This is a genomic window from Bacillus infantis NRRL B-14911 (genome assembly GCF_000473245.1).
GTDB classification, from domain to species: Bacteria; Bacillota; Bacilli; order Bacillales; family Cytobacillaceae; genus Bacillus_AB; species Bacillus_AB infantis.
On the sequence record NC_022524.1, the window covers coordinates 105001 to 131863 of the forward strand.

Annotated in this window: 25 protein-coding genes, 2 rRNA genes and 1 other annotated feature (1 of these 28 cut by a window edge); all 27 genes read left to right on the forward strand. The window is 48.0% G+C overall.

Going from position 1 to position 26863, the window contains the following annotated elements; genetic code table 11:
- Positions 1 to 496: ribosomal RNA gene (locus tag N288_RS00560) — 23S ribosomal RNA — on the forward strand (it extends 2449 nt beyond the left edge of the window).
- A 69-nt stretch (positions 497 to 565) separates the two neighbouring features.
- Positions 566 to 682 (forward strand): 5S ribosomal RNA (gene rrf, locus N288_RS00565).
- A 1390-nt stretch (positions 683 to 2072) separates the two neighbouring features.
- Entirely contained in the window at positions 2073 to 2537 is a 465-nt protein-coding gene (locus N288_RS00570) for a CtsR family transcriptional regulator (RefSeq protein WP_263623464.1), read from the forward strand.
- A 27-nt stretch (positions 2538 to 2564) separates the two neighbouring features.
- Positions 2565 to 3113 (forward strand): UvrB/UvrC motif-containing protein, encoded by a 549-nt coding sequence (locus tag N288_RS00575; protein ID WP_009791535.1) that lies wholly within the window; start codon positions 2565 to 2567, stop codon positions 3111 to 3113.
- Positions 3114 to 3117: 4 nt separating this feature from the next.
- A complete protein-coding gene (locus N288_RS00580) occupies positions 3118 to 4185 on the forward strand; it encodes a protein arginine kinase (protein ID WP_009791536.1) in 1068 nt (355 codons plus the stop codon).
- A gap of 16 nt (positions 4186 to 4201) precedes the next feature.
- Positions 4202 to 6655 (forward strand): ATP-dependent protease ATP-binding subunit ClpC, encoded by a 2454-nt coding sequence (gene clpC, locus N288_RS00585; RefSeq protein ID WP_009791537.1) that lies wholly within the window; start codon positions 4202 to 4204, stop codon positions 6653 to 6655.
- Positions 6656 to 6879: 224 nt separating this feature from the next.
- Entirely contained in the window at positions 6880 to 8262 is a 1383-nt protein-coding gene (gene radA, locus N288_RS00590; RefSeq protein WP_009791538.1) for a DNA repair protein RadA, read from the forward strand.
- 3 nt (positions 8263 to 8265) lie between these two features.
- Positions 8266 to 9339 (forward strand): DNA integrity scanning diadenylate cyclase DisA, encoded by a 1074-nt coding sequence (disA, locus tag N288_RS00595; RefSeq protein ID WP_009791539.1) that lies wholly within the window; start codon positions 8266 to 8268, stop codon positions 9337 to 9339.
- Between the two features lie 210 nt (positions 9340 to 9549).
- Positions 9550 to 10632: a PIN/TRAM domain-containing protein gene (locus tag N288_RS00600; protein ID WP_009791540.1), complete on the forward strand. Its 1083-nt coding sequence runs from the start codon at positions 9550 to 9552 to the stop codon at positions 10630 to 10632.
- 21 nt (positions 10633 to 10653) lie between these two features.
- A complete protein-coding gene (gene ispD, locus N288_RS00605) occupies positions 10654 to 11346 on the forward strand; it encodes a 2-C-methyl-D-erythritol 4-phosphate cytidylyltransferase (protein WP_009791541.1) in 693 nt (230 codons plus the stop codon).
- Positions 11347 to 11364: 18 nt separating this feature from the next.
- Positions 11365 to 11844, forward strand: a complete 480-nt coding sequence (gene ispF / locus N288_RS00610; protein WP_009791542.1) for a 2-C-methyl-D-erythritol 2,4-cyclodiphosphate synthase — start codon at positions 11365 to 11367, stop codon at positions 11842 to 11844.
- Between the two features lie 92 nt (positions 11845 to 11936).
- Complete coding sequence (gltX, locus tag N288_RS00615) at positions 11937 to 13394, forward strand: glutamate--tRNA ligase (RefSeq protein WP_009791543.1); 1458 nt, start codon at positions 11937 to 11939, stop codon at positions 13392 to 13394.
- Between the two features lie 492 nt (positions 13395 to 13886).
- Positions 13887 to 14537: a serine O-acetyltransferase gene (cysE, locus tag N288_RS00620; RefSeq protein WP_009791545.1), complete on the forward strand. Its 651-nt coding sequence runs from the start codon at positions 13887 to 13889 to the stop codon at positions 14535 to 14537.
- Positions 14537 to 15934, forward strand: a complete 1398-nt coding sequence (gene cysS / locus N288_RS00625) for a cysteine--tRNA ligase (protein WP_009791546.1) — start codon at positions 14537 to 14539, stop codon at positions 15932 to 15934. Before cysE ends, cysS begins: the two co-directional genes overlap by 1 nt.
- A gap of 4 nt (positions 15935 to 15938) precedes the next feature.
- The gene (locus N288_RS00630; RefSeq protein ID WP_009791547.1) at positions 15939 to 16364 is read left to right on the forward strand and encodes a Mini-ribonuclease 3; all 426 of its coding nucleotides are present in this window, start codon (positions 15939 to 15941) and stop codon (positions 16362 to 16364) included.
- On the forward strand, positions 16361 to 17104 hold the full coding sequence (gene rlmB / locus N288_RS00635; RefSeq protein WP_009791548.1) for a 23S rRNA (guanosine(2251)-2'-O)-methyltransferase RlmB: 744 nt from the start codon (positions 16361 to 16363) through the stop codon (positions 17102 to 17104). Before N288_RS00630 ends, rlmB begins: the two co-directional genes overlap by 4 nt.
- 3 nt (positions 17105 to 17107) lie before the next feature.
- Entirely contained in the window at positions 17108 to 17617 is a 510-nt protein-coding gene (locus N288_RS00640; protein WP_009791549.1) for an NYN domain-containing protein, read from the forward strand.
- A 93-nt stretch (positions 17618 to 17710) separates the two neighbouring features.
- Entirely contained in the window at positions 17711 to 18349 is a 639-nt protein-coding gene (sigH, locus tag N288_RS00645) for an RNA polymerase sporulation sigma factor SigH (protein ID WP_009791550.1), read from the forward strand.
- Between the two features lie 114 nt (positions 18350 to 18463).
- Positions 18464 to 18607 (forward strand): 50S ribosomal protein L33, encoded by a 144-nt coding sequence (gene rpmG / locus N288_RS00650; RefSeq protein WP_009791551.1) that lies wholly within the window; start codon positions 18464 to 18466, stop codon positions 18605 to 18607.
- A 57-nt stretch (positions 18608 to 18664) separates the two neighbouring features.
- Positions 18665 to 18835, forward strand: a complete 171-nt coding sequence (secE, locus tag N288_RS00655; protein WP_009791552.1) for a preprotein translocase subunit SecE — start codon at positions 18665 to 18667, stop codon at positions 18833 to 18835.
- A gap of 247 nt (positions 18836 to 19082) precedes the next feature.
- Positions 19083 to 19616, forward strand: coding sequence for a transcription termination/antitermination protein NusG (gene nusG / locus N288_RS00660; protein WP_009791553.1), 534 nt, complete (start codon positions 19083 to 19085; stop codon positions 19614 to 19616).
- 173 nt (positions 19617 to 19789) lie between these two features.
- On the forward strand, positions 19790 to 20215 hold the full coding sequence (rplK, locus tag N288_RS00665; RefSeq protein ID WP_141195060.1) for a 50S ribosomal protein L11: 426 nt from the start codon (positions 19790 to 19792) through the stop codon (positions 20213 to 20215).
- Between the two features lie 166 nt (positions 20216 to 20381).
- Positions 20382 to 21080 carry a 50S ribosomal protein L1 gene (gene rplA, locus N288_RS00670; RefSeq protein WP_009791555.1) on the forward strand — a complete coding sequence of 233 codons (699 nt, stop codon included), beginning with the start codon at positions 20382 to 20384 and terminating at the stop codon, positions 21078 to 21080.
- Between the two features lie 50 nt (positions 21081 to 21130).
- Positions 21131 to 21268, forward strand: a sequence feature (ribosomal protein L10 leader region).
- Positions 21269 to 21300: 32 nt separating this feature from the next.
- Positions 21301 to 21801 (forward strand): 50S ribosomal protein L10, encoded by a 501-nt coding sequence (rplJ, locus tag N288_RS00675; RefSeq protein ID WP_022543216.1) that lies wholly within the window; start codon positions 21301 to 21303, stop codon positions 21799 to 21801.
- A 51-nt stretch (positions 21802 to 21852) separates the two neighbouring features.
- Entirely contained in the window at positions 21853 to 22218 is a 366-nt protein-coding gene (rplL, locus tag N288_RS00680) for a 50S ribosomal protein L7/L12 (RefSeq protein WP_022543217.1), read from the forward strand.
- A gap of 121 nt (positions 22219 to 22339) precedes the next feature.
- Positions 22340 to 22942 carry a class I SAM-dependent methyltransferase gene (locus N288_RS00685; protein ID WP_009791338.1) on the forward strand — a complete coding sequence of 201 codons (603 nt, stop codon included), beginning with the start codon at positions 22340 to 22342 and terminating at the stop codon, positions 22940 to 22942.
- A 301-nt stretch (positions 22943 to 23243) separates the two neighbouring features.
- Positions 23244 to 26804, forward strand: coding sequence for a DNA-directed RNA polymerase subunit beta (rpoB, locus tag N288_RS00695; protein WP_035401163.1), 3561 nt, complete (start codon positions 23244 to 23246; stop codon positions 26802 to 26804).
- The last annotated feature ends 59 nt before the right edge of the window (positions 26805 to 26863 follow it).

Below are 26863 nucleotides of genomic sequence, written 5' to 3' on the forward strand. Positions count from 1 at the left end.
GCATGGAAGGGCCATCGCTCAACGGATAAAAGCTACCCCGGGGATAACAGGCTTATCTCCCCCAAGAGTCCACATCGACGGGGAGGTTTGGCACCTCGATGTCGGCTCATCGCATCCTGGGGCTGTAGTCGGTCCCAAGGGTTGGGCTGTTCGCCCATTAAAGCGGTACGCGAGCTGGGTTCAGAACGTCGTGAGACAGTTCGGTCCCTATCCGTCGTGGGCGCAGGAAATTTGAGAGGAGCTGTCCTTAGTACGAGAGGACCGGGATGGACGCACCGCTGGTGTACCAGTTGTCTTGCCAAAGGCATCGCTGGGTAGCTATGTGCGGAAGGGATAAGTGCTGAAAGCATCTAAGCATGAAGCCCCCCTCGAGATGAGATTTCCCATAGCGTCAAGCTAGTAAGATCCCTGAAAGATGATCAGGTTGATAGGTCTGAGGTGGAAGCGTGGTGACACGTGGAGCTGACAGATACTAATAGATCGAGGACTTAACCACATTTGATTGCTTTGTAATTCTTCTTCTGCATTATCTAGTTTTGAGGGAACAAAAACCTCATCTAAATAGTCTGGTGGCGATAGCGAGAAGGTCACACCCGTTCCCATACCGAACACGGAAGTTAAGCTTCTCAGCGCCGATGGTAGTTGGGGGCTCTCCCCCTGTGAGAGTAGGACGCTGCCGGGCGAAACGAAGAACAGTCTGTGAGACTGTTCTTTTTTTGTGCTTTTTAGTTTATGTTGGAGTGGGTTTTGATCAGAAAAGGGATCGTTTGGTGAAAATGAATAGCCGGAGGGCTTTAAGAGCGTTGCTTGTGGTTTGAAAAAAGGGGAGAGCGGCTGTTTGAAATATGGATTTCATTAATTGGCTCGATAATCTACCGACTCGGCGATTAATTTTATCAATTGGACGATTAATTTACCGAATTCCTTAAATAATTTACCATTTACCACAAAACAGTCATAGTCTGCCCGCAAACTTCCCCAAATGGCTGAAAAATAGATGCCGGGCGGGCAAACAAGCAGTGTTTTAAATCAAATATATGAGCTAGCAGGCGTTTAAACTGTGAATTTAATCAAATGACCGATTAATTTACCAACTCAACGATTTATTCAATCAAACGACCGATTAATCTACCGAATTCCTCACTTAATTTACCAATTGCCACAAAACAGCCATAGCCCGCCCGCAAACTTCCCCATATGGCTGAAAAATAGATGCCGGGCGGGCAAACAAGCAGTGCTTTGAATCGAATATATGAGCTAGCAGGCGTTTAAACTGTGAATTTAATCAAACGACCGATTAATTTACCAACTCAACGATTTATTCAATCAAATGACCGATTAATCTACCGAATTCCTCGCTTAATTTACCAATTGCCACAAATATCGCGGGATCCCATCCGCAAGCTCCATCAATAGATTGCCATCTTCGTTCAAATCCAAACACAGTAGCACCGTCACCTAGCACTTTCATGCTGCTGGAAAAAGAAAAGTCCTGATGGATGAATAAACCTGGTTTTTATCCGACATAAGAGAGCTGTTAGCAAAAACCGCAAACTTAATCACTCCTACCGATATCCTACCAACCTAACGTCATATCTAACCGTTCTGCCAAATAGTTTACCAACTCCTACGTCTAATCAAATCGTCTAGCGAACTTCTCACTCATCCACTTACCACACACCATTGCCAAGCAAAGAAACGTCCCATCCAATCTCCCTCAACCCAGCTCACCCCAGCTCAACCCACCCCAACTTAGCACCCATTCAACTTCCCATCATCCCCACTCGCATTCACTCTCCCTCCTTCACCCGTATATTCCGGCTGCCCTCCCCAGCGAGCTGCAAACGTACCCTGCATACACGTCCCCCCTTTCACCAAAACCAAATTTCCCACCCATGACAAGCACCCAAAAGCCCACCGGCTGAATACTCTATACAGCTGGAAGAATTTGCTCTTGTTACGTTTGAGATATTTATTAAATGGGAAAATTAATAAGGCATCCATCTTGCAACTTTTTACATAATTCATTTATAATTAAAGTCAAATATAGTCAAAGTCAGGGAGGAGGAGGCCTGGTGAGGAATATATCCGACATAATCGAGAAATATCTGAAGGAAGTCCTGGAGCTGAGTGAACGGGAAAGTGTCGAGATCAAAAGAAGCGAAGTGGCTGATAAATTCCAATGTGTCCCCTCGCAGATCAATTACGTCATTAATACCCGATTTACAATCGAAAAAGGATATATTGTTGAAAGCAAGCGGGGCGGCGGAGGATATATCCGGATCATGAAGGTACAGTCCTATGATCATGCGGACCTGATTGATCAGCTGCTGATGCTGATCCAAAGCAGGATATCGCAGGGAAGCGCTGAGAGCGTCATCTTGCGCCTGGTGGAAGAGGAAGTCATCACACGCCGCGAGGCTAAAATCATGCTCAGTGTAATCGACCGGTCGGTTTTATATATAGAGCTTCCGTTCCGCGATGAATTGCGATCAAGAATGCTGAGAGCAATGCTGACTTCGTTGAAGTATAAATAAAGATTAAGCAGCTGGAGAGGTGAGTGCATGATTTGCCAAGAATGTAATCAGAGGCCGGCAACGCTGCATTTTACAAAGAGCATAAATGGCGGGAAGACCGAATTCCATCTTTGCGAGGTCTGCGCCAAGGAAAAAGGCGAAATGTTCATGATCAATAATCAGGCTTCAGGCTTTTCCCTCAACAGCCTGCTGGCGGGGCTTTTGAATATTGAGCCTGGTCTGCAGCAGCCGAAAAAAGAGCAAAGGCCGCAGGAGCAAGTTCTGCAGTGCAGCAAATGCCAGATGACTTTTAAGCAGTTCATTAAAATCGGACGGTTTGGCTGTGCCCACTGCTATTCGGAATTCAAGGGGCAGCTTGACCCGATCCTGAAGCGCCTCCACAGCGGGAACTGGTCCCATAGAGGGAAGATACCGGCGAGAGCCGGCGGGAGCATTCAGCTCAGGAGAAAGATTGAGGATATGAAAAAAGAATTGAAGGAATTGATCCTGCAGGAAGAGTTTGAAAAAGCTGCCGTGCGCCGGGATGAGATACGGTCCCTTGAAAAACAGCTGAGCAGCGGCAGGGAGGGGGACTGATATCATGTCACTGGAACGTTTCATCAGCCAGGCGGTCAGTTCCTGGATGAGTGCGGAAGGCCCTGATTCTGATATTGTGCTAAGCTCCCGCATCCGTCTGGCAAGGAATATGAATATATATAAGTTTCCTACTCTTTTTTCAAATGAAGAAGGACAGAGCATCATTGAAGATATCAGGAAGATTTCCACCGAGAAGCCTTTCAAAGGGCTTGGAGGATTGGAGCTTTTAGAGATGGGAAGTCTTCAGCCCCTCCAGAAAAGGGTGCTTGTTGAAAAGCATCTGATCAGCCCCAATCTGGCTGAGCAGTCTCCTTACGGGGCTTGTCTCCTGTCAGAAAATGAAGAGGTCAGCATCATGGTCAACGAGGAAGACCATATCCGGATTCAATGCCTGTTTCCTGCATTCAGGCTGACCGAGGCACTTGAGATGGCCAATAAGCTGGATGACTGGCTTGAGGAGAACCTTGAATTTGCCTTTGATGAAGACTACGGGTATCTTACCAGCTGCCCGACCAATGTCGGAACAGGGCTAAGGGCTTCTGTCATGATGCATCTCCCAGGTCTGATGCTCACCCATCAGATGAACCGGATCATCCCGGCCATCAATCAGCTGGGGCTTGTGGTGAGAGGGACATATGGCGAAGGAAGCGAGGCGCTGGGCAATATTTTTCAAGTGTCCAATCAGATCACGCTCGGAAAGTCTGAGGAAGATATCGTAGAAGATCTGAAGAGTGTCGTGGGCCAGCTCATCGCCCAGGAAAGATATGCCCGGGAAGCATTAGCAAAGACTTCAAACATACAATTAGAAGACAGAGTGTACCGTTCCTATGGGATTCTCTCCAACAGCCGGATCATTGAATCAAAAGAAGCGGCAAAATGCTTATCTGATGTCCGGCTGGGTATAGATATGGGATACATCAAAGATATTCCCAAAAATATTTTAAATGAATTGATGATTCTTACACAGCCCGGTTTCCTGCAGCAATATGCCGGCGGGCCGCTCCGGCCTGAAGAACGTGATATTAGAAGGGCTGCACTTATACGCGAAAGATTGAAAATGGAAAAACAATAGTCGGGAGGATGAAATTATGATGTTCGGACGATTTACTGAAAGAGCTCAAAAAGTATTGGCATTAGCACAGGAGGAAGCCATTCGCTTAGGACACAGCAATATCGGCACAGAGCATATCCTGCTCGGCCTCGTCCGTGAAGGAGAAGGGATTGCTGCAAAGGCGCTTTATGCACTCGGACTGGGCTCTGAAAAGATCCAAAAAGAGGTGGAAAACCTTATTGGCCGCGGCCAGGATTCCTCACAGACTCCCCACTATACACCAAGGGCTAAAAAGGTCATTGAGCTCTCAATGGATGAGGCCAGAAAACTGGGCCACTCTTATGTTGGCACAGAGCATATCCTGCTCGGCTTGATCCGTGAGGGTGAGGGTGTTGCCGCACGGGTGCTGAACAATCTGGGAGTCAGCTTGAATAAAGCAAGGCAGCAGGTGCTCCAGCTTCTGGGCAGCAATGATTCAGGAAGCCATCAGGGAGGATCAGCAGCAAGCGCTAATACACCGACCCTTGATAGCCTTGCAAGAGACCTGACAGCCATTGCCAGGGAAGGAAGCCTTGATCCGGTCATCGGCCGAAGCAAGGAAATCCAGCGCGTCATTGAAGTGCTGAGCCGCCGGACAAAGAACAATCCGGTCCTGATCGGGGAGCCTGGCGTCGGTAAGACAGCCATCGCAGAAGGACTTGCACAGCAGATCATCAACAATGAAGTGCCGGAGATCCTCCGCGACAAAAGGGTTATGACACTGGATATGGGGACAGTTGTTGCCGGAACAAAATACCGTGGCGAATTCGAAGACCGCTTGAAAAAAGTAATGGATGAAATCCGCCAGGCTGGCAATATCATTCTCTTCATCGATGAGCTTCATACTTTGATTGGTGCAGGAGGAGCAGAGGGGGCAATCGATGCTTCCAATATCCTGAAGCCATCCCTTGCAAGGGGCGAACTGCAGTGCATCGGCGCCACTACCCTGGATGAATACAGAAAGTATATCGAAAAGGATGCTGCGCTTGAAAGGCGTTTCCAGCCGATCACGGTAGATGAACCGACAGCAGATGAGTCTGTTCAGATCCTTAAGGGGCTGCGCGACCGCTATGAGGCCCATCACAGAGTATCCATCACAGATGAAGCCATCGAGGCAGCTGTTAAGCTTTCTGATCGTTATATCTCAGACCGCTTCCTTCCGGATAAGGCGATCGATCTGATTGATGAAGCAGGTTCAAAAGTACGCCTGCGTTCTTACACTACTCCCCCTAACCTGAAAGAGCTTGAATTGAAGCTTGAAGAAGTCAGGAAGGAAAAAGATGCTGCCGTCCAAAGCCAGGAGTTCGAGAAAGCTGCATCCCTCAGAGACTCTGAACAGCGCCTGCGCGAGCAGCTGGAGGAAACAAAGAAGAGCTGGAAAGAGAAGCAGGGGAAGGAAAACAGCGAAGTCACAGTTGATGATATTGCACATGTAGTAGCAAGCTGGACTGGAATTCCTGTAGCGAAGCTGGCTCAGACAGAAACAGCCAAGCTCCTGAACATGGAAGAAATTCTTCATTCCCGTGTCATTGGCCAGGAAGAAGCGGTCAAGGCGATCTCCAAAGCGGTCCGCCGTGCGCGTGCCGGGCTGAAAGATCCTAAGCGCCCAATCGGCTCCTTCGTATTCCTCGGCCCTACTGGGGTCGGTAAGACTGAGCTTGCGCGTGCGCTTGCAGAGGCGATGTTCGGCGATGAAGATGCAATGATCCGCATCGATATGTCTGAATATATGGAGAAGCATTCAACTTCCCGTCTTGTTGGTTCACCTCCGGGATATGTAGGATATGAGGAAGGCGGCCAGCTGACAGAAAAAGTCCGCAGGAAGCCATACTCAGTTGTCCTTCTGGATGAGATTGAGAAAGCACATCCGGATGTATTCAATATCCTCCTTCAGGTTCTTGAGGATGGACGCCTGACAGATTCTAAAGGCCGGACTGTCGACTTCCGAAACACAGTCCTGATCATGACATCCAATGTCGGGGCAGAAGCGCTGAAACGCAATAAATATGTCGGCTTTAACATCCAGGATGGAGAGCAGGACTATAAGGATATGAAAGGCAAGGTAATGGAAGAGCTTAAGAAGGCTTTCCGCCCTGAATTCCTTAACCGGATCGATGAAATCATCGTGTTCCACGCCCTTGAGAAAAAACATCTCAAGGAAATCGTTACATTGCTTTCCGATCAATTGGTTAAACGCCTGCAGGAACAGGAAATTGTCCTTGGCCTGACCGATAAGGCAAAAGAGAAAATTTCCGAGGAAGGGTACGACCCTGAGTATGGTGCAAGGCCGCTCCGCCGCGCGATCCAAAAGCATATCGAGGACCGTTTGTCAGAGGAGCTGCTGAAGGGCCAGGTGCTGACAGGGCAGAATGTCATTATCGATGTAGAAGATGGGGAATTTGTCGTGAAAACAGAAGAATCTCCTGAAACTGCAACAAACTTATCTAAATAAACGTCATATTATATAATAAAAAAGGTACACGGTGCACAATGCGTGTACCTTTTTTCCATTGAAGGCATTTCAATCTGTCCTTATATAAAAAATCAGCCATTTCCACTACTTTCCTTGGACAGGCATTTTTATATAAGCGGGGAAGTATAATATACTTTCCCTATAATGAAACTAATGGTGCACTTTTCACAATAGAAGAGAATGAAATAGAAAGGGAGAAACGGATGGCAAAAAGAAAGACCAAATTCATCTGCCAGGAATGCGGCTATGAGTCCGCCAAGTGGATGGGCAAATGTCCTGCCTGCGGGCAGTGGAATACAATGGTGGAGGAAACGGAGAAGCCTGCAGCTGGAGGAAGAAGGGGTGCATTTGCCCATTCGGCAGGCGTAACCCTTGCTTCTAAAGCGACGCCGATCACCTCAATTGAGACAGTCAATGAACCGCGGATCTATACAGACCTGAAGGAGCTCAACCGCGTTCTGGGAGGCGGGGTGGTAAGGGGCTCGCTTGTTCTGATCGGGGGCGACCCCGGAATCGGGAAGTCGACGCTCCTCCTGCAGGTATCTTCCCAGCTGGCCCGGAAGGATCATTCTGTTCTTTATATTTCCGGAGAGGAATCCATGAGGCAGACAAAGCTCAGGGCTGACAGGCTTGGGGTTGTATCAGATAAGCTGCTCGTATATGCAGAAACGAATCTCGAGGAAATCAGCCGGACCATTGAAAATGAAAATCCCAGCTTTGTGATCATTGATTCAATCCAGACTGTTTTTCATCCGGATATCACCTCGGCCCCTGGAAGCGTCTCGCAGGTAAGGGAATGTACCGCGGAGCTGATGAGGATCGGAAAGACCAAAGGCATCGCGATCTTTATCGTGGGGCATGTCACGAAGGAAGGATCGATTGCCGGCCCGAGGCTGCTCGAGCATATGGTTGACACAGTCCTCTACTTCGAGGGTGAAAGGCATCATACGTACCGCATTCTCAGGGCTGTTAAGAACCGTTTCGGATCAACCAATGAAATGGGCATCTTTGAAATGAAGGAATTCGGCCTTGAAGAGGTGGAAAATCCATCGGAAATATTCCTTGAAGAGCGCTCCCAGGGGGCATCCGGATCTACAGTTGTTGCCTCCATGGAAGGGACGAGGCCGGTGCTGGTTGAAATTCAGGCGCTCATTTCCCCGACGAGCTTCGGGAATCCGAGGAGGATGGCAACCGGGATCGATCATAACCGCGTCCCGCTTTTAATGGCTGTGCTTGAAAAGCGTGTCGGGATGCTTCTGCAAAATCAGGATGCTTATTTGAAGGTGGCAGGCGGCGTTAAGCTGGATGAACCTGCGATTGACCTGGCAATTGCCGTCAGCATTGCCTCAAGCTTCAGGGATAAGCCAACACAGGCCTCTGATTGCATCATTGGAGAAGTGGGTTTGACCGGCGAAGTCCGCCGTGTCTCCAGGATCGAACAGCGTGTCCAGGAAGCTGCTAAGCTTGGGTTTGAACGGATCATCCTTCCTGCTAAGAACCTTGGAGGCTGGGACTCTCCGCCGGGCGTGCAGCTAATCGGGGTTAATACAGTCAGCGAGGCCTTAAAAGCGGCATTAGGAGGATAAGATATGGACAATAAAAAGCTGGGCGAAAAGACCCGGAGCGACATTTTGAAATTTCTGGCACCGGGAACACCGATACGCGAAGGGATCGATAATGTCCTGCGTGCAAACACAGGCGGACTGATTGTACTGGGCTGCAATGAAAAGGTGAAGGCGATTGTAGATGGGGGCTTTCAGATCAATTGCCCTTTCACGCCAAGTTATCTGTATGAGCTGGCCAAAATGGATGGCGCCATCGTCCTGAATGAGACAGGCAGCAAGATTCTTATAGCCAATGCCCAGCTTGCCCCGAACCCGGGCATCCCTTCTTCGGAAACCGGGATGCGGCACCGGACGGCAGAGCGGGTGGCAAAGGAGACAGGGGCGCTTGTCGTTGCCATTTCACAGCGGCGGACAGTCATCACACTCTACCAGGGCCATTTCAGATATGCATTGAAAGACATCGCCGTCATTCTCGCAAAAGCCAACCAGGCAGTCCAGACGCTTGAGAAATACAAAGTGGTGCTGGAGCAGAGCATCGCAAGCCTCGGGATCCTTGAGTTTGAAGAGCTTGTGACCTACAGCGATGTTCTTCAGGTGCTGCACCGCTATGAGATGGTGCTGAAGATCAAGCAGGAACTGATGTCCTACCTGAGTGAACTGGGTACAGAAGGCAGGCTGATCCGCCTGCAGATGAACGAGCTCTTGACTGACATGGAAAAGGAAACTTCTTTGATCATCAAAGACTATGCCTTTGATAAGGATGTCAGCACGAAGGAAGCAATCAGCAAAATGCAGGAGCTGGCAAGCGGCGAAACGATCGAGGACAGCATCCTCCTGAAGCTGATCGGCTATAGCGGCTATGTCCACCTGGATGAAGGAATTTGTCCAAGAGGGTACCGGATGCTTAATAAAATCCCCCGGCTCCCGCCAATCATTATTGAAAATCTCATCACCAGATTCCAGGAGCTTCCTGAAATCACAGCAGCTTCAGTAGAGGATCTTGATGAGGTGGAAGGCATCGGTGAAGTCAGGGCGAGAAAAATCCGTGAGGGCCTCAAGCTGGTCAAGGAGCAGCTGTTTGCGGACCGTCAGCTTTAATTGCCCATTGAATTGGTCTATACAGTATGCTAAAATGGTGGTTTTATATTATTTGACACTCTGTTTGCACGGTGCTACGCTTAAGGTGTATCAGTATATAAAACCTCCGATATTATTATATTTAAATAATGTTACAAAAAACCAAATTAACATATTCTGCAGGTTTCAATTCAGGGAATTTGTTTATAATGATTAAAAGGAGGTGAAGGAATGTTAAAACGCATTGTACAGGCATGCTTTCTTATTACCGGGGGGACCCTTGGGATCTTTTTGATTCCGGACTTGCTCGGGCTAGTTGCTTTGGACGACATTCCTCTTTTAAATAATCCGTATGTGTCCGCTATTTTAGGTGCCATTATTTTTTATCTTATATCTTTTTGGGCAGTTGATTATGTAACCAATTTCGTGAGATGGGTAGAGGAATCATTGGTGAAAGCGCCTATAACAGATATTATTTTTGGCAGTGTGGGCCTTGCTTTCGGCCTGATAGTGGCATTTTTGATCGGCTTTGCGCTCAATGCAATCGAATTTCCGATTGTCAATACGGTCGCCCCGATCCTGCTGACGCTGATTTTTGGCTATCTTGGCTTCCAGGTGGGCTTTAAAAAGCGGGATGAGCTTCTGGGATTATTTACGAGCCGGAAAAAGAAATCCGGTGAAGAGGAAGCAGAGCCAGTTGAGAAAAACGCATTAAAGATTCTGGATACAAGTGTGATCATTGACGGAAGGATCGCGGATATCTGCCAGACGGGCTTCCTTGAAGGAACCATCGTCATACCCCAGTTCGTCCTTGAGGAGCTTCAGCATATAGCTGATTCTTCAGATGTATTGAAAAGGAACAGGGGGAGGCGGGGGCTGGATATCCTGAACCGTATCCAGAAGGAGCTTTCCATCAAGGTCGAGATTTATGAAGGGGACTTTGAAGAGATCCAGGAAGTAGACAGCAAGCTTGTGAAATTGGCAAAGCTGACGAACGGTGTTGTGGTGACAAATGACTTTAATCTTAACAAGGTATGCGAGCTACAGAAGGTATCTGTGCTCAATATCAATGACTTGGCCAATGCGGTCAAGCCGGTGGTGCTGCCTGGAGAAGAGATGAAGGTGCAGGTCATCAAGGACGGGAAAGAGCATAATCAGGGTGTTGCTTATCTGGATGACGGTACAATGATTGTCGTCGAAGATGGCCGCGATTATATCGGCAAGCACATCGATGTCCTTGTCACCAGCGTGCTGCAGACCTCTGCGGGCCGCATGATATTTGCAAAGCCTAAGCTGCTTGAAAAAGCTTTATAAAAGAGAGTTGGGAGACTGTTTATGCCTTATCAGGTAATTATTCCTGCTGCAGGCCAGGGGAAAAGGATGGGCGCCGGCAAAAATAAACTTTTGCTTGAGATCCGCGGTGTGCCGGTTTTCATACACACGCTGAGGGTGTTTGAAAGCGATCCGGATTGTACTGGCATCCTGCTTGCGGTCAATCCGTCCGAGAAGGCGGAGATCCAAGAGCTTCTTGCCTTTTACGATATCAAGAAAGTCATTGGACTCGTTCCCGGTGGATCCGAACGCCAATACAGCGTCTATAATGCGGTGAAGGAGCTGCAGGGCGATGGCATTGCCATGGTGCATGATGCGGCCCGCCCCTTCATCGACCAGCACCTGATCAGGAAGCTGACGGAGGCTGCGGATCAGGATGGCAGCGCAGTATTGGCCGTGCCAGTGAAGGATACTGTGAAAAAGGCTGCCGGCAATCAAATCCTGGAAACAGTTGAACGATCAAGTCTGTGGGCAGTCCAAACCCCACAGGCTTTTCGTGTTTCCACCCTCCTGCACATTCATCAGAAAGCGGCTGAGGAGGATTACCTCGGCACAGATGATGCCAGCCTGGCAGAACGGCTCGGCATCCCTGTGAAAATCGTTGAAGGAAATTATGATAATATCAAGCTTACAACCCCGGAGGATCTTTATTTTGCAGAAGCGATTATCCGGAAACGTGAAGCTCGAAGTAACTGACATAAAGGGGAATATACTATGTTTCGTATTGGACAGGGCTTTGATGTACATCAATTAACCGAAGGAAGGCCGCTGATTATCGGCGGTATTGAAATTCCCTATGAAAAGGGGCTGCTGGGCCATTCTGATGCGGATGTGCTTCTTCATACCATTGCAGACGCGTGTCTCGGGGCAATTGGGGAAGGCGATATTGGCAGACACTTTCCGGATACAGATCCTGAATTCAAGGATGCTGATTCAGCCAAGCTGCTGGAGCATGTATGGAAGATTGTAGATGAGAAAGGATATAAGCTTGTGAATGCCGATTGCACCATCATTGCGCAAATGCCGAAAATGGCGCCTTATATCGGCCAGATGAGAGAGCGGATTGCAGAGCTGCTGCAGGCAGATGCGGACCGCATCAATGTCAAGGCAACGACAACAGAAAAGCTCGGTTTTCCGGGCAGGGGCGAAGGGATCGCTTCACAGGCTGCCGTCCTGCTGCAGAAAAAGGACTGAGCCCCCCCGAAAAAATTAGCTTTATAAGGCAAAAACATGGTGTTAGAATATAGCAAAGAAGAAGGAAAATGACTACAATAGGAGGCTTATTCATGTCTAATGAAATCAGGGTCCGCTATGCGCCAAGCCCAACCGGACATTTACATATAGGCAATGCCCGCACAGCGCTGTTCAACTATTTGTTCGCACGCTCAAAAGGCGGGAAATTCATCATCAGGATCGAGGATACCGACCTTAAGAGGAATATTGAAGGCGGAGAGGAAAGCCAGCTGAAGTATCTGCAGTGGCTTGGAATCGACTGGGATGAAAGCATTGATAAAGATGGGGGATACGGCCCGTACCGCCAGTCAGAACGGAATGATATCTACCAAGAGCTGTACCAGGAGCTCCTGGATAAAGATCTTGCTTATAAATGCTATTGCACAGAGGAAGAGCTTGAAGCAGAGCGCGAAGAGCAGATGGCAAGGGGAGACAACCCCCAATATTCCGGCAAATGCCGCCATTTGACCCAGGAGGAAAGGGAAAAGCTGGAGGCTGAAGGCCGCAGGCCAAGCATCCGATTCATCGTGCCCAAAGGGAAGGTTTATGCATTCAATGATATGGTCAAGGACGAAGTTTCCTTTGAGTCTGACGGATTCGGCGATTTTGTCATCGTAAAGAAAGATGGAATTCCAACTTATAATTTTGCGGTGGCTGCCGATGACCATATGATGAAAATTTCCCACGTACTGCGCGGGGACGACCATATTTCCAACACACCAAAGCAGCTGATGATCTATGAGGCCTTCGGCTGGGAGCCTCCTGTCTTTGGCCATATGACGCTCATCGTCAATGAAAGCCGCAAGAAGCTCAGCAAGCGGGATGAATCCATCATCCAGTTCATCGAGCAGTACGAAGACCTTGGCTATCTTCCGGAAGCATTATTCAACTTCATCGCCCTGCTTGGATGGTCGCCTGCCGGAGAAGAAGAGATCTTCACGAAGGAAGAGCTGATCAATATCTTTGAAGCGGACCGGCTTTCAAAGTCGCCAGCTCTGTTTGATAAGCAGAAGCTGACATGGATGAATAACCAATACATCAAGCAGGAAGAACTCGATAAGCTGGTGGAAATTTCACTTCCTCATCTCATCAAGGCAGGAAAAGTAAGTGAAAACCTGACAGCCGCAGATGAAGAGTGGGTGCGCGGGCTCATTTCCCTTTACCAGGACCAAATGAGCTATGGCGCTGAAATCGTTGACCTTTCAGGTATCTTCTTCACAGAGGACGTCAGCTATGATGGAGAAGCGAAAGAAGTCCTGAGCGAAGAGCAGGTGCCGGAAGTGCTTTCTGCCTTCCTGACCGAGATTGATTCCCTGGAAGATTTTACGGCAGAAGAAATCAAAGCAGCCCTGAAGGCAGTCCAGAAAGGCACAGGCCACAAAGGCAAGAAGCTGTTCATGCCTGTACGTGCAGCCATTACAGGCCAGACACATGGACCTGATCTTCCTAAGGCCATCGCTCTTTTAGGAAAAGACAAGGTAAAAAATCGTTTGGCAAGCATTAATGATTAACATCTTGGCAAAAATGTAATATAGTAAGAGTAATTCAAATTTCATGATTCAAAAGTGTTGAAGAGGAAGAGTAGAAAAATGATGCTTCATAGCCTGGCCCATAACGGGATAAGGCTGAAAGAGAGAACCATCACCGGCTGAAAGTGGTTCAGGCCCCTCATTTTTTGAAGTGCCCCTCTGAGTCCCATTTCGAAAATGCAGAGTAGATTTGGGCGGATTTCCTACCGTTAACAGGGCAGAGTTGGGGCCTTTTTTACATGTGCCTAAACAGAGTGGAACCGCGCTTTCAGCGTCTCTGTCATTATGACAGGGGCGCTTTTTTGTTGTTAAGGATCAAAGCTTGCCGGGCTTGAATAAACAGCCCGAGGCCTGCTTGAGCACCCGGTCACTCGTATATGAGCCGCTCCGGAAGGGAATTCCCTGAAGGGATGCAGGCTGTCCGGAAGATAAATTTCAACCGTCAGATAGGCAAAAACAGGGAGGGGAGAACAAATGTTCCGAAGGCTTAAAGAGGATATAGAGGTGGTTTTTGACCAGGACCCCGCAGCCAGGAGTTATATTGAAGTTATACTTACGTATTCCGGAGTCCATGCCATATGGGCACATCGGCTGGCACATGCCCTGTTCAAAAGGAAATTCTATTTTTGGGCCCGGGTTGTTTCCCAGATCAGCCGATTCTTCACCGGTATTGAGATCCACCCTGGTGCAAAAATCGGCCGGCGTTTCTTCATTGACCACGGCATGGGCGTAGTGATCGGCGAGACATGCGAAATAGGCGATAATGTGACGGTGTTCCAGGGAGTCACCCTCGGCGGGACCGGCAAGGAAAAAGGAAAACGCCACCCGACCATCAAAGATAATGCCCTGATAGCCACCGGTGCGAAGGTTTTAGGTTCCATCACCATCGGCGAGAACTCGAAAGTGGGAGCGGGGTCGGTCGTCCTTAGGGATGTTCCCCCCAATTCAACGGTAGTGGGGATTCCGGGCAAGGTGGTCATCAAAGATGGCGTAAAGCTTAAGAAGGATCTCAACCACAGCGATCTGCCCGATCCAGTGAGCGACAGGCTGGTCGAGATGGAGAAGAAGCTTCAGGAGATGCAGGTCGAACTGGAGGATTTGAGAAGAGAAAGGAGCCTTAAATAATGGCAATTGCTATTTATAATACAATGTCCAGGCAGAAGGAAGAGTTTATCCCCCTTGAAGAAGGGAAAGTCAAAATGTATGTATGCGGACCGACCGTATATAACTATATCCATATAGGAAATGCCCGTCCGCCGATCGTTTTTGATACGGTAAGAAGATATCTGGAGTTCAGGGGCTATGATGTGCAATATATCTCCAATTTTACGGATGTGGATGATAAGCTGATCAGAGCTGCCAAGGAGCTTGGGGAGGATGTTCCATCCATTGCCGAGCGTTTCATCGATGCATATTTTGAGGATGTGTCAGCGCTTGGGTGCAAACGGGCGGATGTGCACCCGCGCGTAACTGAGAGCATGGATCTTATCATCCAGTTCATCGAGGCCCTGATTGAGAAAGGATTTGCCTATGAATCAAATGGAGATGTGTATTTCCACACCAGAAGATTCGATGAATACGGCAAGCTGTCACAGCAATCCATTGACGAACTCCGTGTCGGAGCCAGGATTGCTGTAGGGGAGAAAAAGCAGGATGCCCTTGACTTTGCACTCTGGAAAACGGCGAAAGAAGGAGAGATATCCTGGGAAAGCCCATGGGGCAAAGGACGTCCGGGCTGGCATATCGAGTGCTCTGCCATGGCGAGGAAATATCTTGGCGACACGATTGATATCCATGCCGGCGGCCAGGATCTCTCGTTCCCGCACCACGAAAATGAAATCGCCCAGTCCGAAGCGCTGACAGGCAAGACATTTGCGCGCTATTGGATGCATAACGGGTATATTAATATCAATAATGAGAAGATGTCCAAGTCGCTTGGCAACTTTGTCCTTGTGCATGACATCATCAAAAAGCATGATCCGCAGGTTTTGAGATTCTTCATGCTTTCTGTCCATTACCGCCACCCGATCAATTACAGCGATGAGCTGCTTGAAAATACACGCAGCGGGCTGGAAAGAATCACAACTTCTTATCAGAACCTTGCACACCGGAAGGAAGCAAGCGCCGAGCTGACAGACAACAACAGCGAATGGCTGAAGAAGATTGAAGATCTCCACGGGGAATTTATCAAGGAAATGGATGATGACTTCAATACAGCAAACGGGATCTCCGTCCTGTTCGAGCTTTCAAGGCAGGCGAATTATTATCTGCTGGAAAAGAATACGAGCGTCGAAGTAATCGAAGCCTTCATGAAAGAATTTGAAATTCTGTTCGATGTCCTCGGTCTGTCGCTTGGCGGCGAAGAGCTGCTGGATGATGAGATCGATGCGCTGATTGAAAAGCGCAACCAGGCGAGGAAAGAGCGGAACTTCCAGCTTTCCGACCAGATCCGTGATCAGCTGAAGGAAATGAACATCATTCTGGAAGATACGGCCCAGGGCACAAGATGGAAAAGAGGCTGACGTCATGCTCCGCTACGGAAATAAAGTCAATGAAAAGCAGCTGAACAGCCTCGCGCTTGCCTATATGGGCGATGCTGTATTTGAGCAGTATGTACGGAATCACTTGATCCAGAAGGGGACCGTGAGGCCGAACTTCCTTCATAAAGAGGCGACGGCTTATGTATCCGCCAAGGCGCAGTCCTATGTGATCCATAAATTCCTTGAAGCGGACTTTCTGGATGAAGAGGAAGCTGCCGTTGTCAGGAGGGGGCGGAATGCCAAGTCCGGAACCATCCCGAAAAATACTGATGTGCAGACATACCGGTACAGCACTGCATTTGAAGCGCTGATTGGCTATCTATATTTAGCTGGAGCGGAGGAGCGGCTGGAGGAAATCATCTCTGCCGCCTTCCTTCACGCCGAAGAAAGGAAAGGGGGGCAAGGAAAGTGAGCCAGGATTTTATTATTGGGAAAAACCCCGTGCTGGAAGCCTTAAGGGCTGAGCGGGATATCAACAAGATTTTTATAGCGGAAGGATCCCAGGGCGGGCAAATGCAGCAGGTTATCGGCCTTGCCAAAACAAACGGGGTGCTTGTGCAGTTTGTGCCGAAGAAGAAGCTTGACCAGATGGCAGAAGGAATTCACCAGGGCGTCGTGGCAGCGGTCGCGGCCTATGAGTACGCAGAGGTGGATGATCTCTTCGCGGCAGCGGAGAAAAAGAATGAAGCTCCGTTTTTCCTGCTGCTGGATGAGATTGAAGACCCCCATAACCTGGGCTCCATCATGAGGACGGCAGATGCTGTCGGTGCCCATGGCATCATCATTCCGAAAAGAAGGGCAGTGGGGCTGACCGCCACAGTGGCGAAGGCATCGACCGGTGCAATCGAGCATATCCCCGTCGCAAGAGTGACCAATTTGGCCAGGACGATTGATGAGCTGAAGGAAAAAGGTGTCTGGATCGCCGGGACGGATGCAAAGGGAAGCGAGGATTACCGCCGTTTTGACGGAACTATGCCGCTGGGCCTTGTGATCGGCAGTGAAGGAAAGGGGATGGGCCGCCTGATCCGCGACAAGTGCGATTTTCTGATCCATTTGCCGATGGCCGGGCATGTAACATCTCTGAACGCTTCTGTTGCAGCAGCACTTTTAATGTATGAGGTATACCGCAAACGCCATCCGCTAGAGGGATAAAAGATGGACATCCTTATAGTGGACGGCTATAACATCATTGGCGCCTGGCCTGATCTCAGGGAGCTGAAGAACAAGGATCTTGGTGCAGCAAGGGACAAGCTTGTAGAAAAGATGGCGGAATTCCAGGGATACTCAGGATACCGGGTCATCATCGTCTTTGATGCCCATTATGTCAAAGGAACAGAGAAAAAGTTCAAGAACTATAAAGTCGAGGTTGTTTTTACAAAAGAAAATGAGTCAGCAGATGAACGCATTGAAAAACTCGCCATCAGCCTGAACAACATTAAAACACAAATCCATGTCGCCACGTCCGATTATACCGAGCAATGGGCCATTTTCGGACAGGGCGCCCTGCGCATATCCGCGCGGGAGCTGTTGATCGAGATGGAGAGCACGGAAAAAAGGATCGAAAAAAAGGTGAAGAAAATCCAGGAAAAAAAGCCGGTTTCAAAGATCCCGCTCACTGATGAAGTGGCAGAAATTTTTGAAAAATGGCGCAGAGGACAGAAATGAGCGGTTGACGCTCAAAATTTTCCTGCTGTATAATATTTCTATCCAGTGGTTTGTGCGGTCAGGGGGATCTGTGTGAGTACCGATTTCAAGACGATGATCAACGAAGAGGAAAAGAATTATCTTCAGCTCGAAGATGAAGAGATAATTGAATTGGTCCACAGGGGCGAGAGCGAGGCTTTGGATTATCTGATCCAAAAGTACCGGAATTTCGTGCGTGCCAAGGCAAGGTCCTATTTCCTGATAGGCGCTGATAAAGAAGACATCGTCCAGGAGGGCATGATCGGCCTCTATAAGGCCATCAGGGACTTCAAAGAGGACAAGCTGTCTTCCTTCAAGGCGTTTGCCGAGCTGTGCATCACCCGGCAGATCATAACAGCGATCAAAACCGCCACCCGCCAAAAGCATATACCGCTCAATTCCTATGTTTCGCTTGATAAGCCGATTTATGATGAAGAATCGGACAGGACGCTGATGGATGTGATCTCCGGCGCCAAGGTGATGGACCCGGAAGAGCTGATCATCAACCAGGAGGAATTCGACAACATTGAAGTGAAAATGTCCGAGCTCCTGAGCGATCTGGAAAGGAAGGTCCTTGCCCTCTATCTTGACGGGCAGTCCTATCAGGAAATCTCCGAGGAGCTGAACAGGCATGTGAAGTCGATTGACAACGCCCTGCAGCGGGTCAAGAGGAAGCTGGAGAGATATCTTGAAGTCCGCGAATTTTCATTGTAAAGCCAATTATTACAAATAGATCCTTATTTCCTATGATTCTGACTCTTATTGACATGATAGGGGTGCCATGTTAAAGTTTGTAAGGAAACAGACAAGCAATAAGAAGGTGCCGATATGAGGAAAAAAGTTGTACTGGCTTGTGCAGAATGCGGGTCCCGCAACTATTCGACCATGAGCAATAAAGAATCAGAGCGTATGGAATTAAAAAAGTTCTGTGATACATGCAAGGCTCATACTGTCCACCGGGAAACAAAATAGCAATAGCACTCATCCATAGATCAGCAAGCAACCCTTGAAAGTTGGAGGTTACGAACCGTGAATTTTTTCCGTGATATTGGACGCGAAATGAGAAAGGTCAGCTGGCCAAAGCGCAAGGAGCTCACCAGCTATACGATAACAGTCCTTGTGACAGTAACGTTCTTCGCCCTTTTCTTCGCCGTTCTTGACTTAGGTATTTCTGAATTGATTCGTTTAATTCTTGAATAACTCCTGTAATCTCATGGTATAATGGAGAATAACACAGGAAACTTCTGCAAAGCCCGGAAACGGGTTTTTTCATTTGCTTAAAAAAAAGACAGGCATCCGCGCCTGTTTTGGCCTGGGAAGAGCGGAACTCTTTAAGGGAGCCGGAGGAGTAAACAGGATCCGGCCGTGTTCACAGGTATATTGGAAACCTACAGAGGGAAGTTTGATTTTATTTAGACAGGGAGGGAAGGACGAACAGTCCTCTTGAATGGAAAAAAACTGGTATGTAGTCCATACTTATTCAGGTTATGAAAACAAAGTAAAAGCCAACCTGGAAAAACGGGTGGAAACAATGGCGATGCAAGATAAGATCTTCCGCGTGATTGTGCCTGAAGAAGAAGAAACAGATATTAAGAACGGCAAGAAAAAAGTGGTGAAGCGAAAGGTATTCCCGGGTTATGTGCTTGTCGAGATCGTCATGACAGACGACTCCTGGTATGTAGTCCGCAATACACCGGGCGTTACAGGGTTCGTCGGTTCGGCAGGGTCGGGCTCAAAGCCGACGCCATTGCTCCCTGAGGAAGTAAATGTTATCCTTAAGCGCATGGGCGTTGATGAAAAGCGCGTGGACATCGACTTCGAAATCGGCGAGACCGTCAAGGTGAACGAAGGTCCTTTTGCGAACTTCACGGGCTCCATTGAAGAGATTGATAAAGACAAAGCGAAGATCAAAGTTCTGGTTAATATGTTCGGGCGGGAAACTCCTGTCGAGCTCGATTTTACACAAATTGAAAAATTATAGCCTGAAAAACTTGAAATCCGCTTTTAAAAATGTTACTATTTCATAGGTCAGTATGTCTCGGACAACGAGGCTGGACAAATTGCTATGTTCTTTATTTTTAATATAAAGACTACAAGTTGAGTGGGAGGGAAATTCCCTATTACCACATCACGGACTTTAAGGAGGTGTGTCTCGTGGCTAAAAAAGTTATCAAGGTAGTTAAATTGCAAATCCCTGCTGGTAAAGCAAATCCAGCACCGCCAGTTGGTCCTGCATTGGGTCAAGCCGGTGTTAACATCATGGGATTCTGTAAAGAGTTTAATGCTCGTACAGCTGAACAGGCTGGACTGATCATCCCTGTTGAAATCTCGGTTTTTGAAGACCGTTCATTTACATTTATTACGAAAACTCCTCCTGCTGCCGTTCTTCTTAAGAAAGCGGCTGGAATCGAGTCTGGTTCTGGTGAACCAAACCGTAATAAAGTAGCAACAGTTAAGCGTGATAAAGTACGCGAGATTGCTGAGACTAAAATGCCTGACTTAAATGCTGCTAGCGTTGAATCCGCTATGCGCATGGTAGAAGGTACTGCACGCAGCATGGGTATCGTCATCGAAGACTGATCCATGCTCGAAGATTAGGTTCTAACGGGGTTGCGGCTGAATTGGATTCACTCGCAACCTTTGTTCTGTAAAGCCCGGGCGCCCGGCCTTTTCGAGGGAGGGCGCCCCTGCTTTTGGGACGTGGGAGGTTATTCCGCTAAAACCACAATTCAAGGAGGAAATAATAATGGCTAAAAAAGGTAAGAAGTATTTAGAAGCTGCTAAGCTTGTAGATCGTTCTAAAGCTTACCCAGTCGCTGAAGCGATTGAGCTTGCTAAGAAAACAAACTATGCGAAATTCGATGCAACTGTTGAAGTGGCTTTCCGTCTTGGGGTTGACCCTAAGAAAGCTGACCAGCAAATCCGCGGAGCAGTCGTGCTTCCAAACGGAACTGGTAAAACTCAGCGTGTATTAGTATTCGCTAAAGGTGAAAAAGCGAAGGAAGCTGAAGCTGCCGGAGCTGACTACGTAGGCGATTCCGAGTACATCAACAAAATCAGCCAAGGCTGGTTCGAATTTGATGTAATCGTTGCTACTCCAGACATGATGGGTGAAGTTGGTAAGCTTGGACGTACATTAGGTCCTAAAGGCTTAATGCCAAACCCTAAAACTGGAACAGTTACTTTTGATGTAGAAAAAGCAGTAAACGAGATCAAAGCTGGTAAAGTTGAGTACCGTCTGGACAAAGCTGGAATCATCCACGTTCCAATCGGAAAAACTTCATTCGAAGATGCGAAGCTTGCTGAAAACTTCAACACGATCTACGATACTATGCTGAAGGTTAAGCCTGCTGCAGCAAAAGGAACTTACGTAAAATCTGTTACTGTAACAACAACTATGGGCCCTGGCGTCAAAGTTGATCCTTCTACAGCCGCAGTAAAATAATACCAATTGACAACAGCCGGTTTATTTCATATAATCTAAACTGTTGTGAAAATAAAATAACATTTGTACCGTAGACAGCAGGTGCGACAGCTTAATTTCCTGCCGAGGTCATACGATAGATTTTCTTTTGAACGGCTATTGTATACTTCCTCCATGTCTGCAAGATGTGGAGGTTTTTCTTTGGACGGTATAAATGAAAAAATCTACAGGAGGTGTAAGGATGAGCAGCGCTATTGAACAAAAGAAATTGATCGTTGACGAGATTGCCGATAAATTCAAAGCAAGCAAATCAACGGTTGTAGTTGACTACCGCGGACTGACTGTTGCTGAAGTAACTGAACTTCGTAAGCAGCTTCGTGATGCGGGAATCGAGTTCAAGGTTTACAAAAACAGCATGGCTCGCCGTGCTGCAGAAGCTTCTGAGCTTTCTGGCTTGAACGAAGCACTGACAGGTCCAAATGCGATTGCATTCAGTAATGAAGATGTAGTTGCACCTGCGAAAATCCTAAACGATTTCGCTAAAAAACATGAGGCTCTTGAAATCAAGGCTGGTGTAATCGAAGGCAACATCGCTTCTGTTGAGGATGTTAAAGCTCTTGCTGAACTTCCATCACGCGAAGGCTTGCTGTCTATGCTACTCAGCGTACTTCAAGCACCTATCCGCAATCTTGCTCTTGCTGCAAAAGCTGTTGCAGATCAAAAAGAAGAACAAGGCGCGTAAGCTAGTCTTTTTATAAAAAAATGAAACCAATCATAAGGAGGAAATTTTATCATGACTAAAGAACAAATCATTGAAGCAGTCAAAAGCATGACTGTTCTAGAACTTAACGACCTAGTAAAAGCAATCGAAGAAGAGTTTGGCGTAACTGCTGCAGCTCCTGTAGCTGTAATGGGTGGCGCTGCTGGCGGAGATGCTGCAGCTGAGAAAACTGAATTTGACGTTGTTCTTGCATCTGCAGGCGACCAAAAAATCAAAGTTATCAAAGTTGTTCGTGAAATCACAGGTCTTGGTCTTAAAGAAGCAAAAGAACTTGTTGACAACACTCCTAAGCCTGTTAAAGAAGGCGCTTCTAAAGAAGAAGCTGAAGAAATCAAAGCTAAGCTTGAAGAAGTTGGAGCTGGCGTTGAAGTTAAGTAATGCCAACTTTGAAAAGCCCGCTGCCTAGCGGGCTTTTTGCTTTTTTCTTTTGTATGATTTATAATTCGTCCGAACAGGATGCACGATCCTCAATGTGTTTCCTCAGGTTGGAGGTGATTCTATGACCGAACATTATTATTCCCGCACATCAAAAACGGAAAGTGACCCTGCCTATTGGGATTTTTCCCTAAGAGGGCATTCCTTCCGATTTAAAACCGATAATGGTGTATTTTCAAAAAAAGAAGTGGACTTCGGTTCAAGGCTTCTTGTTGAAGCGTTCAAACTGCCGGAGCTGGAAGGAAATATTCTGGATGTTGGCTGCGGCTACGGTCCGATCGGCTTGTCCATCGCCAAAAGCTTTCCGGAAAGGACGGTCCACATGGTTGATGTGAATCTCCGGGCAATCGAACTGGCAAAGGAAAATGCAGCCGGGAATTCAGTCAGCAATGCTGCCATCTATGAAAGTGACCGGTTAACCGGTGTTGGAGGGGGCAAGTTTGCGGCTATCCTGACAAATCCGCCAATCCGTGCCGGAAAACAGGTTGTCCATGACATTTTTGAACAAAGCTTTGAGCACATGCTGACGGGCGGAGAGCTCTGGGTTGTCATCCAGAAAAAGCAGGGTGCCCCTTCAGCGATCGAGAAACTTGACTCGCTTTTTTCAGACGTGGAAACCGTAGAGAAGAAAAAAGGCTACTTTATTTTAAAAGCGAAAAAAAGTTGACTTGACTTTTTCTCTATGATAGTATTGTAAAATGCCAACATAATACTTTCCGATTTATTTGCTATTTTGCAGTCGTTCTGTATAAATTTGGCTATAATGGGAAAGCTAATAAAATAATAGTCGAAATGTGAAAATGTGGTTTTTGAGTTGAAAACCCTTTTTCTTTTTGTCTTATGAAAAGTAAAAGCTGTCTGCGCCCGAGGGGGATTGGCAATGCCGGTTTGTATCAATGCCGGTTTCTCTTTTGGACAGGGTGCTTGCGCTTTTCGATAAATAACGCTTGATTTGAGGGGTGAATCAGTTGACAGGTCAACTAGTTCAGTATGGACGACACCGCCAACGTAGAAGTTACGCACGAATCAGTGAAGTTTTGGATTTGCCTAATTTAATTGAAATCCAAACCTCTTCTTATCAATGGTTTCTTGATGAGGGTCTTCGTGAAATGTTCCAGGACATTTCGCCAATTGAAGACTTTACTGGTAACTTATCGCTTGAATTTATTGATTACAGCCTTGGCGATCCAAAGTATTCCGTTGAGGAATCGAAAGAACGAGATGTTACATATTCAGCACCTTTGCGTGTTAAAGTGCGTCTTGTAAACAAAGAAACAGGCGAAGTTAAAGACCAGGATGTCTTTATGGGTGACTTCCCGCTTATGACAGAAACAGGTACGTTTGTGATCAATGGAGCAGAACGCGTCATCGTTTCTCAGTTAGTACGTTCACCGAGTGTATACTATAGCGGAAAGCTGGATAAAAACGGGAAAAGAGGCTTCTCTGCTACTGTTATCCCGAACCGCGGCGCCTGGCTTGAATATGAAACAGATGCCAAGGATGTCGTATACGTTAGAATAGATCGTACTCGGAAACTGCCCGTTACGGTTCTTTTGCGTGCACTTGGGTTCGGCTCTGATCAAGAAATCATTGATTTGATCGGAGACAATGAATATATCCGCAATACGCTTGAAAAAGACAACACAGAAAGTACAGATAAAGCCCTTCTGGAAATCTATGAGCGTCTTCGTCCGGGCGAGCCGCCGACTGTAGAAAATGCAAAAAGCCTGCTCGTTTCCAGATTCTTTGATCCAAAACGCTATGATTTAGCGAATGTTGGACGCTACAAGATCAATAAGAAGCTTCATATTAAAAATAGACTGTTCAATCAGCGCCTTGCTGAGACTCTGGTTGATCCTGAAACAGGCGAAATCATCGCTGAGAAAGGGACTATGCTGGACCGCCGCAACCTGGACCGCATCATCCCTAATCTTGAGAACAATATCGGCTTCAGGACAGCAGCTCCTTCAGGAGGAGTGGTGGAGGACGAGGTCCTTCTTCAATCCATCAAGGTGTATGCCCCTAATGAAGACGGAGAAAAAGAGATCAATATCATCGGCAATGCCTATGTCGAGGAAGCGGTCAAGAATATCGCGCCTTCTGATATCATTGCGTCCATTGGCTATTTCTTCAACCTTCTTCATGGAGTCGGCGATACCGATGATATCGACCACCTGGGGAACAGACGTCTTCGTTCAGTAGGCGAACTGCTCCAGAACCAGTTCCGAATCGGACTTTCCAGGATGGAACGTGTTGTCCGCGAGAGGATGTCCATCCAGGATACAAATACAATTACACCGCAGCAGCTGATCAACATCAGGCCTGTGATCGCTTCTATCAAAGAGTTCTTTGGCAGCTCACAGCTTTCACAGTTCATGGACCAGACAAACCCGCTTGCCGAGCTGACGCATAAGCGCCGTCTATCTGCATTGGGGCCTGGCGGTCTGACTCGTGAGCGCGCCGGCTTTGAAGTCCGTGACGTTCACTATTCACACTATGGCCGCATGTGTCCGATTGAAACGCCGGAAGGACCGAATATTGGTCTGATCAACTCACTGTCATCCTTTGCGAAGGTAAACCGCTTCGGATTCATCGAAACGCCTTACCGCCGCATCAACCCTGAGACAGGCAGAGTGACAGACCAGATCGATTACCTGACAGCTGATGAAGAAGATAACTATGTTGTTGCACAGGCGAATGCGCGTCTTGGCGATGACGGTACTTTCCTTGACGATGAAGTCGTTGCGCGTTTCCGCGGGGAAAATACAGTTGTGCCGAAAGACCGCGTCGACTATATGGATGTTTCTCCTAAACAGGTAGTATCAGCTGCAACAGCTTGTATTCCTTTCCTTGAAAACGATGACTCCAACCGTGCCCTCATGGGGGCGAACATGCAGCGTCAGGCTGTGCCATTGCTGCAGCCTGAAGCACCTCGTGTAGGTACAGGAATGGAGTATGTTTCCGGAAAAGACTCCGGTGCGGCTGTCATCTGCAAGCACGAAGGAATCGTCGAGCATGTTGAAGCTCGTGAAGTCTGGGTGCGCCGCATTTCCGAGGTCAATGGCCAGGAAGTCAAAGGCGACCTTGATAAATACAGGATGCTGAAATTCATCCGTTCCAACCAGGGAACATGCTATAACCAGCGTCCGATTGTTGCTGTCGGGAACCGTGTGACAAAAGGCGAGATCCTTGCCGACGGCCCTTCCATGGAGCTTGGCGAGCTTGCGCTGGGCCGCAATGTGCTTGTTGCCTTCATGACTTGGGACGGCTATAACTATGAGGATGCGATCATCATGAGCGAACGCCTTGTAAAAGACGACGTTTATACATCCATCCACATTGAAGAATATGAATCAGAATCAAGAGATACAAAGCTAGGGCCTGAAGAAATCACCCGCGACATCCCGAATGTCGGTGAAGATGCACTCCGCAATCTTGATGAGCGCGGAATCATCCGTACGGGTGCTGAAGTAAAGGATGGCGACCTGCTTGTCGGTAAGGTTACTCCTAAGGGTGTAACAGAGCTGACAGCAGAAGAACGCCTCCTGCATGCCATCTTTGGCGAGAAAGCCCGTGAAGTGCGTGATACTTCCCTTCGTGTTCCTCACGGAGGAGGCGGAATCGTGCTTGATGTCAAAGTCTTCAACCGTGAAGACGGAGATGAGCTGCCGCCAGGCGTGAACCAGCTTGTACGTGTTTATATCGTTCAGAAGCGTAAAATCTCCGAGGGAGATAAAATGGCAGGACGCCACGGAAATAAAGGGGTTATCTCCCGGATCCTTCCGGAAGAAGATATGCCTTACCTTCCAGATGGCACACCAGTCGACATCATGTTGAATCCGCTGGGGGTTCCTTCCCGTATGAACATCGGGCAGGTGCTTGAGCTTCACCTCGGCATGGCTGCGAGAGCGCTGGGCATTCACGTTGCTTCACCGGTATTTGATGGAGCGCGCGAGGAAGATGTCTGGTCAACAATTGAAGAAGCCGGCATGGCCCGTGATGCGAAGACAGTCCTGTACGACGGCCGTTCGGGAGAACCGTTCGACAACCGTGTATCTGTCGGCGTCATGTACATGATCAAACTGGCCCACATGGTTGATGATAAGCTCCATGCCCGTTCAACCGGCCCTTACTCACTTGTTACGCAGCAGCCTCTTGGCGGTAAAGCCCAGTTCGGCGGACAGCGTTTCGGGGAGATGGAGGTTTGGGCGCTTGAAGCTTACGGTGCCGCCTATACATTGCAGGAAATCCTGACAGTTAAATCAGATGACGTAGTCGGACGTGTGAAAACGTACGAAGCGATTGTCAAAGGCGAGAATGTACCTGAGCCGGGAGTGCCGGAGTCCTTCCGCGTATTGATGAAAGAGCTTCAGAGCTTGGGTATGGATGTTAAGATCCTGTCAGGCGATGAGAAAGAAATTGAAATGCGCGACCTTGAGGACGATGATGATGTACAGCAGGCTGAATCGCTGACCATCGCGCCGGATACAGAGGAAGCAAACACTGAAAAAGTAGCTAGCAAAGAATAAATAGAATAACTATATAAATTTGACTGCCGCTCCGCCTAAGGCGGAGGGCGGCATATTAT